Here is a 16,348-nt window from a genome sequence, read left to right on the forward strand (position 1 = left end):
GCGTGACGCTCGCGCTAGCGGGGGGGCAGGACCAAATTTGAATGTAAATACCGCTGCAATTACAGTATATAAAATGGTCAATATCACGAATCTTTATTCCTTCATTTTTAGATACTTACAAAAAATCGCCCTCTTTTTTAATATATTTTATCTTTTCGACCTTAAACGGAAAACGGGCCAAACGTTCCCGTTCTTCCCATATTTCTTCGAGTTCATTTTCATTGATGACGATACTCGCATCATCTTTTCGATAAGGAAACCCAAAATAATCATAGGCAGCAAAGTCAAGATTGTTTAAGTTCAACCGTACCTTTTTTTGTTCTTTTAGCATGGAGGTCTGAGATACAAACAATTTAAAACCTTTATACATGCAATATGTCCTTACAAAATAGGCGGATAGAACGACTTCTTTGATTTCACTATTTGTGAGATTCATAATCGGTTCTAAACCTGTAGAAGTTTCTTCATATATTTTCCATCCTTTCTCTGTGCCCCCCATTTGGTGCTCTTTTTCTTTAACGACTCCATAACTTCCAAACCTGAAATTCATATCTAATCAATTATCACAAATTTTTTATCTACTATTCTTCCACGTAAGATCTCAGAACCATCAGATAAGACTTCAAACAGTTCCGCTCCATCGAACATTTCTATTTCATTCGTCAAGTGCCATTCCGGAGCCCCCGCTAGCGCGAGCGTCACGCTCGTGGCATTAAAGATTTAGTTTACATGTATCTCTTTAATTTTATTCATAACATACCTAGGATAATACCTTGGTTATCAATTTTTATAACCGTTTCGTCATCGGCATAGTTCCGTGCACTACCGTATTTCCAATCGATAGGGTCGGTTACGAAACTGGCTTCCACAGGATTGTTGTGTACGTAATCTATTTTTTGCTTTATGACCTCTGCGCTCCATAATTCAATAGGTTTGTTGTGTTGTTCCCAAAATTGTCTATTGGTAACATTACTTTTCTTTTTTCCAGCCCTTTCCATCATCCATAAGAGCCATTCTTTTCTACTTTCCTGTGGGTTTTTTTCAATTTCTTTTATCAATTTTCTAGCTGTATAGCCCTTGAAATCTTTTAGCAACCCTGATGGGTCTTCATTCTTCGACCTAAAGACAAAGTGAACGTGGCTCGGCATAAAACAATAAGCAAATACTTCCATTCCTTTTTCTGCCCTGCAATAGTTGATAGCTTGTTCTAGTATTGAAAAATAGGTTTGTCTTATAAACACATCTATCCAAAACACGGTCGCGAAGCTTACGAAGTAAGCTGCTGTAGGGTTGTTGAATTTGTGTTTTCTACTCATTCTACTTTTTATGTTATTTCTTTTTTATCATTGTTACTTTTCTAATGTTGCGGGCACGAGCGTGACGCTCGCGCTAGCGGGGGGTGTTTTATTATTGTTTTCTACTGATTACATTATCCTTGTCTTTACTTTTTACACTGTTGGCACGAGCGTGACGCTTGCGCTAGTGGGGGATAGCGAGGAAACTATCTTAGCCTATTCAACTGATCCATTATTTTATAGTATTCCTTAGGAAAGTTTTCTTTAAAGGGTTTCCCTATAACTTCGTAATACTCCCTGCCCCTATCCAAATGGATAGAAATAAATTCAAAGATTTCATTAGTTGTCCTGTTTATTTTCTCTATACTACCTTTTCCATTCACAATCAGATAAAACAAGTCATATCCTTCCAAAAAAATTTTCCCTTTCTTAATTGTCATCAACCATGTTCTGACCTCCTTTGTAATACCATGCTTTCCAGTAATGTGGAAAAATTGTTTCCAATTAGTTACTTGATTTTCTAAATCTTCTTTTTTCTTCCTTTTTGTAGTGAATAAATCATCGAACCAACTTGTGTTCAAAACATCATTAGGATTGTACTTTCTGTAATTGTGTTTCATTATTGGTTCTATTTGACCAATTGTATATGCCCACATTTTCCCGTACGTATTTATATTTAATGTAGCATTTTTTGTCTCCATGAATGCTCCATAGTGAAAAAGCAGAAAAATAAATATCAAAATCAGATTCCAATTAAAGAACCAAACATATTTTATAATTGTAAGGTTATTAGCGACAATTTGAAAAAATTCTCGTTTTGAATTTGTCCATATTGTAATTTCTTTATTTGTATAATCTCCTTGAAGAAAGGGCTTATAATCACTGGAATAAGGGTTATAGAAAGGTTTGTCCATGTTTTTTAACCAAACGTATAGGCAATCGGATCTATTATTGCTTGGACATTCATCTACTTCATATTTTAACACAATTCCTTTTTTTTGATGAAAATCAGATAAAAAAGGGCGAGAAAGTTGTAAATATGCCGCGAATAGGAGTGTCAAAAAGCTTCCTATAAATATTGGTATTGGTGTTCTGCCTATACCAGCCATTAGTTTTGTTTATTTAGTTCGTCGATTAGTGCCTTGTATTCCTTATTGTGATTTTTTTGGAACCATTCTTTAAAGTCCCTATGGGTATCTAGATAAGTAGCCAAACTACTTATCGTACGTTCAAAGTTATTAGGGCTCTTATAAACTGACCCTAGATTAATTAATAAATTGCCGGTCTCATAAATTAATAAAAAGGCCTTGCCTTCTGAGGATGACTGTAGCGAATTTCTAACATCACTAGTCATTACATATGCATTCATTTGATTATAAAAGAGGGTTCCATAAGAAAGAACCTTAGTAAGACCTTTAGTGGCTTTCAGTAAAGCACTTCCTGCATATATTGTTGTTCCAACTGATACAACATCGCCTAAAAACTCTTTAAGCATTATCAAATTGTTATTCTTGATAATACCGTGAAAGAAAAATGCCGGAATAGGAATATATGTTCCCTCCTCTATCCCCAATTCTTCTATTGGGGTTGTAAATTCAATGGTCAATATGTCATAGGCATCATATTCACCTTTAGAAGCAAAGTTTTCAAATCTGTAAAATCCATAGCCTTGATTTTCAACAATGCCCCAAATATTACTGCAGTCTTGTACCTCGCAATCGAGGTAATACTTAGTGTTGCTTCCAAAATAGTTTATATCGAAATTTGCCTGAAATGAGAATTTTTCCATTTCCTCCATTTTAGAAATGTAGTTCAAATCAGCTTCTATTAAAAGCCACAGAGTTTCTTTTCTATACCACTTAAAATTCGTTTCTCTTTCTTTATACTTTTGAATATACGAATCAAGCCCTCCTTCTGACTGAACGAATTTATCAAACAATAATTGAATAAGAATTGTGAAAGATTCTTGACCCCCCGCATTGTGAACGACAGAGAAAAGGTTTTCAAAAATTGATTCTCTACCTACTGTTCGTAAACGAATTTCTTTTAAAAATTCTCCACACTCTTCCTTTCTTACCGAAGCTATTAACTTTAGTATCAGTCCTTCCTCATCATCAACATTGTCTTTAAAAATACCCAATACATTTCCTTCCGTAATAAATATTTCATTGTTCAATATGAATTGTAGAATCTCAACCTTCTCATTGGCGGAAAGGTTGGACAATAACTCTGTTGTGGAGTAGCCAATAATAAAAAATAAATCCGCTGTATTTACCTTTTGTAAATTAGTATGTTCTTTAAAAATTCTATCTATTTCAATTAGTATGGAAGCATATTCCTCCCAGGCATTATCTCTGGCCCACCATGATTCGGACAGTGATTCATATAAATATCGATGATTTTTCCATATCAGGCTACTCTTTTCTTCATTGTTAAATTTCTCTATTTGCGAAACTAAATTGTCATAGTATTCAGTGCCATTTTTACATATCAGGTCTACCAATTGGTCAAAAGAATTTTGCTCCGATTCGCCTATAACAGAACTTATATAAGTGTCATAAAACTTTTTCCCTTCGGAACATAACTCTGGAATACAATTACTAATAATATCAACCTCCGTAAAATTATTTTTAAGCTCCTCAAAAGAAACCCCGGTGGCACTTGACTTTACATAGGTGTAGGTAGATTGATAAGTTTTGTTACAATAGCCAGGGACATACTCAAATAGATAAACGGTATCTTCATCACCAATGTCGGTTTCCTTGTTCTTATATTCCTCATCTGTAATCTGTATACTTGAGTTATGGTAGTATCCCTTGAACTGTCCGTTTGAATCATACTCTGCCCAATATTTAGTTCCGTCATTTAGTTTAAAGCCAGGTACAGTCCCTTTAGGGGTTAAATGTTCTGGGTCTGATATAATTGTTGAAGAATTTCTTATTGAAAAAGCCTCCCAGCTAGGCGTAAACCAAATCTTACCGGCAATCTCGCCCTCTTCTTCCTCCTGGAACAAATAAAACTTTAAGGAGGGGTCATGGATCTGGGCCCAATGGGTATGGGGCAGTTGGTCTCCGCTACCATAATCCATTAGCCAATCGGTTCTTTCTTCATTTATGCCGTATTCAGAAAAAGGATGTTGCAGGGCAAAAATACCGTGCCCTATTTCGTGGGCCAGTGTTTTACTTTTGTCACCACCTTTATCTTCTTCCTCAGGTTGGCCTCCAAATACAAAGCCCATTTGGCGCTGTAATGGCATAAACCCACCAATAGGACGGGAAGGTTCAATGTCATTAAAGACCAAAATGTAATAGGTGCTGGCATTATAACCTTCTAACTGTTTTACCCTATTGACGAGCATTTTTTGCTCCTCATTGTAGGCGGCGGCCCAAGCACTTTCGCCAAAATCCAAAGTTTGGTTACTACCTAGCTCAGACTTTTTGATAGAAAGGCTTAAGCTTTTGCCAAACTGTATATTCGCTACCGCTTTTTCAAAAATTTTGGAGACATTGCTTTCTATACTCCCCAGTGAAGCACCGTTTACGGAAACCAAGGCAACATTTACACTTCTCTCCGTAAGGTGCCATAGGTTAAATGCCCCTGCGGTGAGCTGTTTGCTATTGTCCTCTTTGCTAGCTACAGTGGCATAAATCACCTCATTTTCAAAGGAATATCTTCCGGTGAGGGTCAAGGTCGCTGTAGAACCGTTAAAAGTTGTGGGAATGGAACCCCCTTGTTTGGTCTTAAAACTAACATCGTCTGCTTTGTAGTCACCATTTTTTAGGTCAATAGTCGCCTTAATTTTGGTGGTAGCCCCTTTTTTAACGGCATGAAGGGTCAATGGATAATCTTTGCCATCGGCATCTTTAATGACCGTATATTCCTGGGCGAGTGTGCCAATGTTTCCCGTGGGCATGATATCCATTCCGTAGGTGCCCTCCTCATTAAAGGTTACTTTTATGCCTTTAGCGGTAAGGGATTCCAGTTGTCCGTTATTGGAAACCCCTTCTACGTTATTGCCGGTAATGGCCCCATTTTGGTCTATGGTACCTCCTTCGGTGATTTCGCCCTCGGCATCCACATAATAGGTTTTGCCCTCGCTATCGGTAATGACCATGTCATCTCCTAAGGGTTCAGATTTGGTCACCCCATTTTGTGGGTTGGTAATGACCACCTTTCCGTCCTCAATTTTTATATCGTCTTTATCAATAGCCGAATTGACCTTGATTTCATCCAAATCATTATCGCCCTCAACAAATTCTCCCACCGCATCCACGGCATCGGTAACGGTATCTACCGCTTCGTCTATGTCCAGAATATTCTGCATATTGGGATCATACACGGTCAGCACCGAACCTTCTACCAACTGATTATCCGTATTTACCAACACATTGGTAAATGCTACTCCCACACGTATGCTGTTGAGATAGGGAATGGTTACATATCCCTTACCGGTAAAACGGCCATTACTGCCGCTGGTTTCCAAAACCTTAATGGGGAAATCGCCCGCCTTAAAGGCATCCCCGGCATAGAGATTGGCAAGGGGCTCTTTATTGCTTAGGTTAAAATTGGGGGTGATGTTGCAATCATAAACGGCAGCCTCTACATCAGCAATAAAAGTGGTAAACTGCTTGGTAACACTCCAATCACTGCCCGTTATCGTACATTGTTTTTGAACCTGATATTCATAGACCGTACCTGGTTTAAGGTCCCACAGGGTGGTTTGGTTGCCACTAGTCTTATTGGTAAACCACTCCGCTCCTTCCACGTTTTTTTGCCGGTAACGTAGGGTGTACTCCGGTACGTCGGTAGAGAAATCGTCCCAAAAAATATTGGCATTGGTACTGCCCTTTACCTCATGGTTGATACCGAAGGGCAAATCACAACTGCCCGCATAACTAAAGGAATAGATTTCGCTATAGCCTTGGTTTTCAAAAAGGCCCACTTCTTCCAACCCTTGTTTTGCCTTTGCCTGCACCCGCCAGGCATAGTTTTTGCCCGATAGGAAGAGCGGATCCGCCGGTCCGTATACATAGGTAGTGGCATTGGTAACGGTCTGAAAAACGGGAGGGGAGCTTAAAAAGGCCTGTTGTGGGTCCACTTGTGTATCCCAAATTTCCACAATGCTAAGCTCGTATTCTACATTACTAACGTTTACGTGTCTGGGTGTCCACTGAAATATAATGTTCTGCGGATTGATTTCTTCTACATTGGTCTTGTTCCTGGGGGATACCAAAAAGGGCGGTTCGTTTTGGAATACCACACTAATGGCACACGATTTTTGGGACAGACGACTGCCGGTAAGCACATCGAACACCTCGAAACAAAAGTTGTAGGCTCCTTCGGGGATGGCATTGCCATATACATTACCCGAAATACCGTTGAGGTTTTCATACCTAAAATAGGGGGCCAGCTCTACGTTGGTAAGTACCAGGGGAACACCTCCTTCTAAAAAGAGGGGCGAAGCGCCGGTAACCAGGTCTTTACTTTGAAAACTGATACCGCTACCCTCAAAGGAAACTCTTAGGCGCACTTCGCGATTTGCAATCTCAAAATCGTTTAAAATTAATTGTACTCGCAACGGACTGTTAACGGTATTCTCATTGGCGTATTCCGAAAAATAAATAGGTGGGGGTGGCGTCACTTGCGGAATTACCTGTACGGGAAAAGATTGTGCGGTGGCGGTGGTTAGGTTTAGAGTTAATAGTAAAAATAAAATAGTTGTCTGTAGCAACAAATAGGTAGCTTTGCGATAAGACACAAGTCTACCGTTCTTATTGATGTTATAATGTTTCACTGTTTTTGACAACATTCGTTTTTTATTTTACTGCCTACTGCCTACTGCCTACTGCCTACTGCCTACTGCCTACTGCCTACTGCCTACTGCCTACTGCCTACTGCCTACTGCCTACTGTTTAATTCCTATTAATATATTTCAGCTCAAAAAACTCCGGATTCACCAAGTTCAACGATTTTTTATAATAGAAATCAATGATTTCGGTTTCCAGATAAGTTTCCAATTGGTTTACATTTTCCGTTTTCTCATACATTTCAAAAGACTTCAAAGCATGTTCTTTTTTGAATTCCTTTAAAAGTCCGGTGCCTTTTTCAATGTCTTCCATGCTGGTAAATTCCGCGAATTGGGTTTCCATCCATCGATGGCCCACCAATTTTTCAAGTCGGGCTTGCTGTTCGGTTACCAAGGCATGATAACGAGGGGCCAAAGCTTTATCCCTTTGGGAATAGTCCTCCTCTTTTTTGTTGTGTAGCGGGTGCGCATCTACTTCCAGTTTCTTGGTCACGAACAGGTTTTCCAAGGCCATATCAATCTTTTTCATATCGTCTTGAATGCTTGAAATAACGTTATACAATGCTTCTTCGTACACTTTTTCAAAATCGCCAAAGGCGTAAAGTTCCGCCAAGAAAGTAAGTGCGCTTTCCTTGTACCTATCTTCTCTTTTTTGCTCTTTAACGGTCGCCAATAGAATTTTGAGTTCGTCCTTTTTGAATTGAGGAATATCCCTAAAAGCAGAACTATTGTACACATTGGTCAGTTGCTCGTTCAAACTGGGGATGGTACCGCTGTAGGTGACATTTCTGTAACGGAAACTAAGAGTATTTTCTTTAGTTCTGGGGTCGCGGTCGTTGGGTGTTCTGCTGCCCGGGTCAATGTCCAACTTAAAATTATCAAAGGCATAGCTGTACCCAAAGGTGATGGTAAGGTCGCGACCGGTATTGAGCTCCGAATTTCTGAACAACATTAAAAAATTGAGGTTCAGGTTGTGTTTTTTATACAGGGTGTAATTGCTACCCAATCTAAAGTTGAGCACGTTGTTCTGCTGTTCGCCGTTGGCAAAGGAACTGTTGTACGAACTCGAAAAATTACTGCGTAGTTTTTTGTCAAAAAACTGTTTACCGATAGCAAGAGTGGGCCCCAAGGTCATGTTGTTGTCTTCCGCCACTGTATTATACGAAACGTTACCGGCCAGAGAAACATTCAGTGCTTGTTGTGGAAACCCCAAAGTATAGGAAGCCACTCCGTTATAAAATGAATTTTCACCGCCCTCAATGGTTTCGCCCTCTTGTTGATTGGTACTGTTTTGATATACTAGGTTGAGGTTGGTACTGTGCTGTTTGGTTTCCGTTTTTCTCAAGATGTAATTCATCCCCAAATTGGCGTTCTGAGAGATTTGTCGGTAATTAAGGGTGTCTACATTGTCATACGCCCCCACTTGATTGATATAATCGAACTGGTCCCTGATATTGGTGTACGATTGAAAATTAGAGTAGCTAGCGTTGATGCCCAAGCGTTCAGAGGCCGTATAATTGGCGTTGATGGCACTCACCACCCGTTGTTGGTCCGAAGACTTGGCATTGTTAAGGTTGTCTCGCTGCAAACCGGCATTCACGTTAAGGTTCAACTTGTTATCGAAAATGGACTGGCTGGCGTTTACCGTAATGTTCTCCAAATCGTTATTAAAATAATAGGCACCTAGGGTTTTGTAATCGGGGTCGATGCGTTCGTAGCCTAAACCTAAACTTCCGTTTCCGGCGGGGTAGTCAAAAGAAGCGTTCAGCGCATTGTAATATTGGGTGCTGATATTCTCATCCAACAAAAAGGAAAGCATACCGGAAGAAGGTCTGTTTTCGGTAAGCCGGCTATCTTCCGTCACCCCGGAAATGGCGTATTCGATATGAATTCGAGCCTTATCGAATAATCTGAACTCCGATTCAAAAGAAACCACGGCGTTGTCCTTAGGGGAAAGTCCCAACTCAATTGGGTACGGGTTCAGCAAAGAATTCTCTTCATCGTTTGCTTTGAAAAGAATGATACCCAGTTTCATAAAATCAAAATCATAGGCCGTTTTTAGTCCGTAGCCCATTCGCTTAAAGGCCGTTAGTGCTTCGGGGTGTTCCTCATCATACTCCGTCGCCTTTAAAAATCGGCCGTACATGGCACTGATCTGAAATTTTCCTTCAGGATTCAAATCAAAACCGCTACCGGTAAATTGATGCCCTGCCAAGGTGTATGGCGAAAATGTCATACTTACATCCCCAATATGTGCAGTGGCCCATTTGTACGAAGGGTGTAGGCTTAGCCTATTAAAATTAAAAGGATTCGGGAAATCGAATTCTTGATTGGAATAAGTAAACGATAAGGGTATGCTGTACAGCCCGGCAATATTAAAATTAACACTACCAGTTAGGTAATAGGTAAGTGCCTGTCGATTGGCGTTGCCATCATAGTACACTGAATTGGCGGCGATGCCTCCATTATAGCGTAGCCATTTCTCCTTGCCCAACTGGTCAAAATTGATGTTTTGGGAAAAACCGAATGCACAATACATCATAAAGGGAACTATAAACCGGCTCAAATGTTGGTCGTTATAAACGTTAAATATAAGTTAATGCAATCTATCGCGTAAAATTTTTCGACGAAGAACACTTGACTTTCTACAGAATAATCTTACTGAAAACGTCCATTATATTCGATTGCCTGTAAATTACTGGGGTTGACCCTGATTAAAAACAGGGGAGAAAATTTTATAATATCACCTTATTATAACTAGAATTTTTCATGTGATTTGTACTATTATAATTTTCAGAATGCTAAATTCTTGCTAGTAAAAAGGTTATTAAAAGACGTGATTGTGTCATTTATTCGGCAAGAAACGGTTAGCTTAAGGGTGTTTTACGACTGACTTATGAAAACTAGCTAAACTATGAAATACCCTGAAGATCACGCTGAAGAAGAAGAAAGGGTTAAGGCTCTAAAGTCTTACAAAATTCTTGATACGCTTCCTGAAGATGACTATGAAAACCTTACCAAAATAGCTGCTGAGATATGCGGTACCTCGATTTCACTTGTTAGCTTAATCGATGATCATAGGCAATGGTTTAAATCGAATCATGGTTTAAAGGTCAAAGAGACATCAAAAGATTATGCATTTTGTGCACATGCAATCAATGATTCTAATGATGGTGATGCCTTTATTATAGAGGATGCTCGTAAAGATGTTCGATTTGCCGACAACCCTCTAGTGGTAGGTGATCCGAATGTGATTTTTTATGCTGGGGTTCCCTTGGTTACGCCTAGTGGCCTACCATTGGGCACCTTGTGTGTTATCGATCACAAGAGCAAATCTTTAACCGATAGCCAGATCGAGACCCTTAAAATTTTGAGCAAACAGGTTATGAACCTTTTAGAGCTCAGAAAGAGTAAGAAGCAATTAGAATCGACAGTTGAAATACTTAAGAAAAACAATGCTGAGTTAGAACGCTTCGCTAGGGTGGCGGCACATGATCTAAAGTCGCCCTTGAACAATATATGGTCGCTTAGTGGATTTTTGAAAGAGGAATTTAAAGGACATATGACCCCCCGGGGAGAAGATATTATTTTACATATTCGAAACTCATCGGAAACGTTAAGAAAATTTATTGATGGGCTTTTAGTCTTCAGCACTTCAACATCTGTATTACATGAGCATCATGAAGATGTTGTGCTCGATGATCTACATCAGAACTTGGCCGAACTTTTTGTTTCCGTAGAGAATTCTCAAATTACGATAAACTCCGAATTGACTAGTATTAAGGTAAATAGAACGGCCTTAGAACAAATTCTCATCAATTTAATCGCCAATGCTATAAAGCATAATGATAAAGATACCATTGATATTAATTTGGTTGTAGGGCAAAGCGATACTCACTATAGAATATCAGTAGCCGATAACGGGCCCGGTATAGCTATTAAAGATCAAGAGAAAATTTTTGAGTTGTTTCAGAAATTAGAAGAAAATGACCGGTTTGGCGAGGTAAGCACAGGTATTGGTTTGGCTACGGTGAAACGTACGGTCAACAATTTGGGTGGTGAAATAACCCTGATTTCAAAAATGGGCAAAGGCTCAAAGTTCATTTTCACTATTGAAAAATAGAGACTTCAAAACTCGATCCCGATATTAATGTTTTGTAGGCACATAGATTTTAAAGGTTACCCCTTCGCCCGGTTTGCTGTTCGCAATAATATAGCCTTTATGGTTCAGCACAATTTTTTTTACGATGGCCAGCCCGATGCCGGTACCTTCATATTCTTTACGGTTATGCAGTCTGTGAAAAATTTTAAAGATTTGCTCTGCCGATGTTTGCTCAAACCCGATACCGTTATCGGTCAATGTAATTCTCGCATACTTCATATGATCAAGAAGAGGAACTGAGTTATCTTCTTTAGCGGTCACCGTAGTCATATCAATTTTTATAACCGAGGCAATGTCTTTTTTGGCAAATTTTAGAGAGTTTACGATGAGATTGGCAAATAGTTGCTTGAATTGTGAAGGTATTATTTCAGCATGACTTTCGCCAGATATTTTTAAAGATGCTTTTTTGGCCTGAAACTCTTCCATTAAGCTGTCTTTTATATCTTCAATTAAGACCTCAAAGCGGGTGAGCTCAAATATTTTACCTGATTTTTCGGCTTTTGAATACGCAAGAAGATCTTGAATCAGATTTTGCATACGATTGGCAGCCAACTGCATTCTGTTAAACCTATGAATACCTTTTTCAGAAAGATTGGCATGTTCGGTGGCTAGCAATTGCGAGGCGAATGTTTGTATTTTTCTGAGCGGTTCTTGCATGTCATGGCTCGAAATATAAGCGAACGATTGCAGTTCTGCATTCATTTTTTCAAGCTCATTGTTCTGTACCTCCAACTCTTTTGTTCTTTGCTGCACCTTGATTTCAAGTTCGTTAGAGAGCTCTTGTAAATCATGGTTTTTGTTTTCTAGCTCAATTTTACTTTTTCTTAATTCAAGTAAATTCATCACTTGTTCCGCTAATATGGCAAGGGCTTCTTCTTGACTTTTGCTGAGCGAATGGGGTTCATGGTCTATAACGCACAAGGTGCCCAAGGGCAGGCCCGATGCATTTTTTAAGGGAACACCGGCATAGAATACTACCCTAGGGTTGCCCGTGACCAAAGGATTGTCAAAAAAACGGGAGTCTTCACGAGAATCTTTGACCGTGAAAATGTCTTCATGGGTGGTAATTGCATGACTGCAAAAAGATTGTTCTTTTGGGGTCTCACGAACATTGAGACCGTGATTCGATTTAAACCATTGACGCTCATCGTCTAACAGGGTAATCAGAGATATAGGGGTTTGACAGATTTCGGCAGCAAGTTTGGTCAAGTTGTCATAATCTTTTTCCGGCAAGGTATCCAGTACAGAGTAAGATTCTAAGTGTTCGAGACGCTCAGCTTCTCTATGATGGTCATCAGCAATTTTCATAAATAATAGTCAAGCTTTTTGAAAGGCTTACTTTTGAATTTTTAATTAATTTTCCTGTGGAGTTCATAGAAGGTTCACAAGTTAAGATATTATGGTTGTTTAACCATAGAAGATGCTCAAAGCTTACGGAAACCTTCGATTTCAGAAGTAAACGAACGGCCTATCTCAGTTGAATGGTTTTCCAGGTAATATCACCCGATTGATACGTTAGCAGATCTTCAAAACCAATTGCGTAATGTGCTGCTAAAGATCTTTTGTTTTCGATAGCAACTTCGGTAATAATTGAGGTGAATTCTGGTGTAATTTCAGCGCGCATAGTTCGATAAAGTTGTCTAAAAACTCCTTTTTTTCTATACTCTTTTGAAATACAGATTTGCCCCATGGCCATATAATTTTCAATTTTTGGCTTTAACGTTTCCAATATATCGAATAGGGGTTTAAGAACGGCTATTTTCTTACCAAATTTCGGATGCATACAAAGTGCATAGCCGATGACGTTCTTATTGCTTACGGCTATAATATGTGGGCAGGTTTCGTTCATTTCCTTCAAAATAGCAAAGGTGTGGTGAACGGTTACAAAACCCTCTCGTTCCTTCTCTTCACCAGAAACAGAGCTTCGTAGGTTTTCCTCTTGTAACTTAAGTATTTGCTTCAATTCTTCATCTGAAGAACATTTTTTATAAACTATTTCTGATTGGGTGTCCATAACCACGATTTTCTGTTGTTAAGTTGTCTTTTATTTGGATCTTCACCTGTTTTTTCCATGGAAATTATACTGTACTCCGGATCCGCTTCTAAGGTCAGAGTAGTTTTTTTAGAGACTCCGTAGCGTTCAAAACCCAAAGTTAAAGTATCGCCCACCTGATGTTTTTCGATAAAAGTTATGAAGGGTTGACCGTTCGGAAATTTTTCACCATTGATGGTAGTGATTACATCTCCCTTGTTCAAGCCTGAAGCATATGCCGGGGTATTCATTTTAGGGTTCGAATCAATTTCACCATGGCCGTCTCCGTTCAAGCTGACCTTTGCCCCAAAGTACGGCTTATCCTGATTCTGTGATAAACTAACACCGACGCTCTGCAACAACTTTTTATAGTCGGGCATTTTGCTTTTGTAGATGTAATCATTAAAAAATTTGTCGGCCAAGCTTTTTCCTGCATATTCAATCAGTGTTTCATGCAGATCGTTTATGGTATAGCTTTTTTCTTCTTTACCATAGGTCGACCATACCATATTCATATAACCATCTAAGTTGAGTTTTTGCTCACGAAGCGATAAATCAAGGGCCAGCCCCAAAATACTTCCGTACGAATAGTAAGAGATAAATGTATTTTCTCGGTTTACGGGATCGACGGAGGTGGCCGCATCTACGAACGGAGCTTGGTAGCTCATTTCAATAGGATTAAAAAATTGTCTTGCCGGTGAATTCCACACATAATTGAATGTTCCCGAAAGACCTTCGATATAATCATCATCAGTTATTACACCTGCCCTACATAAACTTAAACCTGTATAGTAACTGGTAAAACCCTCTGCAAACCAAAGGGCACTGCTCATATTCGCTTCTTCAAAATTAAAGGGCTCCAAAGATTTCGGACGAATACGCTCAACATTCCAAGCATGAAAGAATTCATGTGATACGGTTCCGATATTGCCTTTTATTCCGCCATCCCCAAGTGCGCGTGTACTGGTCAGAATGGTAGAATTTCGGTGTTCCATACCGTCACCTGAAGCGTTGGGTATGTAGCAGGCCAAGAACGTATAAGTGCCGTAATCGAAGTTGGGCAACTCGCCATATACTTGCTTTTCGGCCAAAACAATTTTCTTGACGTTTTCAAAATAAGTGTCCAGTTCTTCTTCGGTACCATTGTGATGCAATACAAATCTAATTTTTTGTGCTGTACCGTTTTCTTTGACTTCAAATTCTCTAACGGAGTGATTGCTGATTTCCGTAGGGCTATCCATAAAATAGTAAAGGTTCGGGGCCATATAGGTGGTGCCCGAAACGAGCGGTAATTGAGTGGCTATCTTCCAATCGAGGTCTTCTCTTGCTTTAAAGTCAACTTCTATTTTTCGGTCTTTTAGTTCGGGTACGAACATAAACGTTGCGGGAATATTCAAATGCGCATGCGTTTCATCTACCTGAGAGTAGGTGCCGTCACCGCGATTGGCGAATAAAGTGTAGCTGATACTTATTTTTCCGTCGTGACCGAACACCTGCCATTGGTAGGGGTCTGGCCGATGAACTTCCAATACATTCCCCTTTCCGTCGGTAGCCTTAAAATTATATACGTTTTTGGCAAATTCATGTAAGGCATAGCGGCCGGGCGAAGTACGGCTCATTCTAAACGCAATGGTGTCGGACTTTAATTCTGAAAAACTGGCTTTAATCTCAGCTTCATGGTGCACGGCATTTTCAAAAGAAATCTCATAGAAATTGGTCTGTGCCGAAGCTAAAAATGGGGCAAATAAAAAAAGATAAATGCTTAGTTTCATTGATAAAAATTTGTCAAAGCTAATATAGTATTTAATAATGGCAGGGCCTATACTAGGTTTTTGAAGCGGAGTGTTTAATAATGTATAGATTTTTCTCTTATAAAGATGTTACATTTGACTTATGGTAGATTTGCCTCAAAAATTAGCACGAAAACTTGACCAAAGACGAGAGAAAAATGCCTTTAGGCATTTGCCCGATGTCAACCATGATTTAATAGATTTTTCTTCGAACGATTATTTGGGTTTGGCTAGAAGTAGGGCTCTTTTTAGAGCTGCGGATGATTTTCTGAACAAAACACAAAGTTTCGGAAATGGTTCTACGGGTTCTCGATTGATTACGGGCAATCATCCACTTTATGTGACTCTAGAGAAAAAATTTTGTGAATTTCATCAATCGGAGTCTGCCTTGATTTTCAATTCGGGCTACGATGCCAATTTAGGTTTTTTTGCTTCTGTTCCCCAGCGGGGCGATATTATTTTGTACGATGAATACATTCATGCCAGTATACGTGATGGTTTATCTCTAGGGCAAGGCAAAGCTATTAAGTTTAGGCATAATAGTTTAGACGACCTAAAAAATAAACTGAATAGAGAACGGGCTAAAATTTTAGAAAATGCGGTGGTCTATGTAGTGACAGAGTCCATTTTTTCTATGGACGGTGATTCACCTGACTTAAAATTATTGGTCGATTTTTGTGAGGTGAACAACTGTTATTTGGTCGTGGATGAAGCTCATGCTGTTGGAGTTTTCGGTGATAAAGGTGAAGGTTTGGTACAACAGTTGAACTTGCAAAAAAGAATATTTGCTCGCATAGTTACTTTCGGTAAGGGTGTGGGGTGTCACGGGGCAGTCGTATTAACAAGTGAAAGCTTAAAGTCATATCTGATAAACTTTGCACGAAGTTTTATTTATACTACAGGGCTGTCACCGCATTCGTTGGCTACCATATTTATGGCCTATGATGAACTTGACAAAAAGTCAAAGGCGATTTCGCAGTTACGAAAGAATATAGAGTTTTTTAAAATAGAGGCTGAAAGGTTGAATCTGTCTTCTAGATTTATCAATAGTAATTCAGCGATACATTGCTTTCTAGTGGCAAATATTGATAAGGCAAAAACTTTCTCACTGAAACTTCAAGAAGGGGCGTGTGATGTACGAGCGATTTTATCTCCAACAGTTCCTGAGGGGCAAGAACGTTTGCGCATTTGCCTACATAGTTATAATACAGACGAAGAAATATTAAAAATGCTTCGATTATTATCAGTTTTAGTATCGTAACC

11 protein-coding genes are annotated in these 16,348 nt (G+C 39.3%); 2 read left to right on the plus strand and 9 right to left on the minus strand.

Annotated features, from left to right (window positions below):
- Positions 1 to 115 precede the first annotated feature (115 nt).
- The 6 genes from IV512_RS06290 to IV512_RS06315 all read right to left on the minus strand — a co-directional run bounded on the left by IV512_RS06290 (position 116) and on the right by IV512_RS06315 (position 9,643).
- Positions 116 to 550: a hypothetical protein gene (locus tag IV512_RS06290; RefSeq protein WP_209401676.1), complete on the minus strand. Its 435-nt coding sequence runs from the start codon at positions 548 to 550 to the stop codon at positions 116 to 118.
- A 2-nt stretch (positions 551 to 552) separates the two neighbouring features.
- Positions 553 to 702: a hypothetical protein gene (locus IV512_RS06295; protein ID WP_209401678.1), complete on the minus strand. Its 150-nt coding sequence runs from the start codon at positions 700 to 702 to the stop codon at positions 553 to 555.
- A 47-nt stretch (positions 703 to 749) separates the two neighbouring features.
- The gene (locus IV512_RS06300) at positions 750 to 1,316 is read right to left on the minus strand and encodes a transposase (RefSeq protein ID WP_209401680.1); all 567 of its coding nucleotides are present in this window, start codon (positions 1,314 to 1,316) and stop codon (positions 750 to 752) included.
- A 185-nt stretch (positions 1,317 to 1,501) separates the two neighbouring features.
- Positions 1,502 to 2,404: a hypothetical protein gene (locus IV512_RS06305; RefSeq protein ID WP_209401682.1), complete on the minus strand. Its 903-nt coding sequence runs from the start codon at positions 2,402 to 2,404 to the stop codon at positions 1,502 to 1,504.
- Complete coding sequence (locus IV512_RS06310; protein WP_209401684.1) at positions 2,404 to 7,104, minus strand: fibronectin type III domain-containing protein; 4,701 nt, start codon at positions 7,102 to 7,104, stop codon at positions 2,404 to 2,406. Before IV512_RS06310 ends, IV512_RS06305 begins: the two co-directional genes overlap by 1 nt.
- Positions 7,105 to 7,207: 103 nt before the next feature.
- Positions 7,208 to 9,643: a hypothetical protein gene (locus IV512_RS06315; protein ID WP_209401686.1), complete on the minus strand. Its 2,436-nt coding sequence runs from the start codon at positions 9,641 to 9,643 to the stop codon at positions 7,208 to 7,210.
- Positions 9,644 to 10,015: 372 nt separating this feature from the next.
- Between IV512_RS06315 and IV512_RS06320 the strand changes: the two genes are divergently transcribed.
- Positions 10,016 to 11,224, plus strand: coding sequence for an ATP-binding protein (locus tag IV512_RS06320; RefSeq protein ID WP_209401688.1), 1,209 nt, complete (start codon positions 10,016 to 10,018; stop codon positions 11,222 to 11,224).
- A 24-nt stretch (positions 11,225 to 11,248) separates the two neighbouring features.
- Here IV512_RS06320 and IV512_RS06325 read toward each other — a convergent pair whose 3' ends face one another.
- From IV512_RS06325 to IV512_RS06335, 3 genes are all read right to left on the minus strand, one after another.
- Positions 11,249 to 12,571 (minus strand): ATP-binding protein, encoded by a 1,323-nt coding sequence (locus IV512_RS06325; RefSeq protein WP_209401690.1) that lies wholly within the window; start codon positions 12,569 to 12,571, stop codon positions 11,249 to 11,251.
- A gap of 160 nt (positions 12,572 to 12,731) precedes the next feature.
- Complete coding sequence (locus IV512_RS06330) at positions 12,732 to 13,277, minus strand: GNAT family N-acetyltransferase (protein WP_209401692.1); 546 nt, start codon at positions 13,275 to 13,277, stop codon at positions 12,732 to 12,734.
- Positions 13,256 to 15,067: a M61 family metallopeptidase gene (locus IV512_RS06335; RefSeq protein WP_209401694.1), complete on the minus strand. Its 1,812-nt coding sequence runs from the start codon at positions 15,065 to 15,067 to the stop codon at positions 13,256 to 13,258. The genes IV512_RS06330 and IV512_RS06335 overlap by 22 nt, the downstream gene beginning before the upstream one ends.
- A gap of 121 nt (positions 15,068 to 15,188) precedes the next feature.
- Here IV512_RS06335 and IV512_RS06340 point away from each other — a divergent pair, with 121 nt between their 5' ends.
- Positions 15,189 to 16,346, plus strand: a complete 1,158-nt coding sequence (locus IV512_RS06340) for an 8-amino-7-oxononanoate synthase (protein ID WP_209401696.1) — start codon at positions 15,189 to 15,191, stop codon at positions 16,344 to 16,346.
- Positions 16,347 to 16,348 lie beyond the last annotated feature (2 nt).

This window comes from Pseudozobellia sp. WGM2 (assembly GCF_017810075.1).
Classification (GTDB): domain Bacteria; phylum Bacteroidota; class Bacteroidia; order Flavobacteriales; family Flavobacteriaceae; genus JADNYK01.

Excerpts from the sequence above, each read along its gene's own strand:
- IV512_RS06290 (WP_209401676.1), bottom strand. The coding sequence starts at position 550 with ATGAATTTCAGGTTTGGAAGTTATGGAGTCGTTAAAGAAAAAGAGCAC.
- IV512_RS06300 (WP_209401680.1), bottom strand. The coding sequence starts at position 1,316 with ATGAGTAGAAAACACAAATTCAACAACCCTACAGCAGCTTACTTCGTA.
- IV512_RS06305 (WP_209401682.1), bottom strand. The coding sequence starts at position 2,404 with ATGGCTGGTATAGGCAGAACACCAATACCAATATTTATAGGAAGCTTT.
- IV512_RS06310 (WP_209401684.1), bottom strand. The coding sequence starts at position 7,104 with ATGTTGTCAAAAACAGTGAAACATTATAACATCAATAAGAACGGTAGA.
- IV512_RS06315 (WP_209401686.1), bottom strand. The coding sequence starts at position 9,643 with ATGATGTATTGTGCATTCGGTTTTTCCCAAAACATCAATTTTGACCAG.
- IV512_RS06320 (WP_209401688.1), top strand. The coding sequence starts at position 10,016 with ATGAAATACCCTGAAGATCACGCTGAAGAAGAAGAAAGGGTTAAGGCT.
- IV512_RS06325 (WP_209401690.1), bottom strand. The coding sequence starts at position 12,571 with ATGAAAATTGCTGATGACCATCATAGAGAAGCTGAGCGTCTCGAACAC.
- IV512_RS06330 (WP_209401692.1), bottom strand. The coding sequence starts at position 13,277 with ATGGACACCCAATCAGAAATAGTTTATAAAAAATGTTCTTCAGATGAA.
- IV512_RS06335 (WP_209401694.1), bottom strand. The coding sequence starts at position 15,067 with ATGAAACTAAGCATTTATCTTTTTTTATTTGCCCCATTTTTAGCTTCG.
- IV512_RS06340 (WP_209401696.1), top strand. The coding sequence starts at position 15,189 with ATGGTAGATTTGCCTCAAAAATTAGCACGAAAACTTGACCAAAGACGA.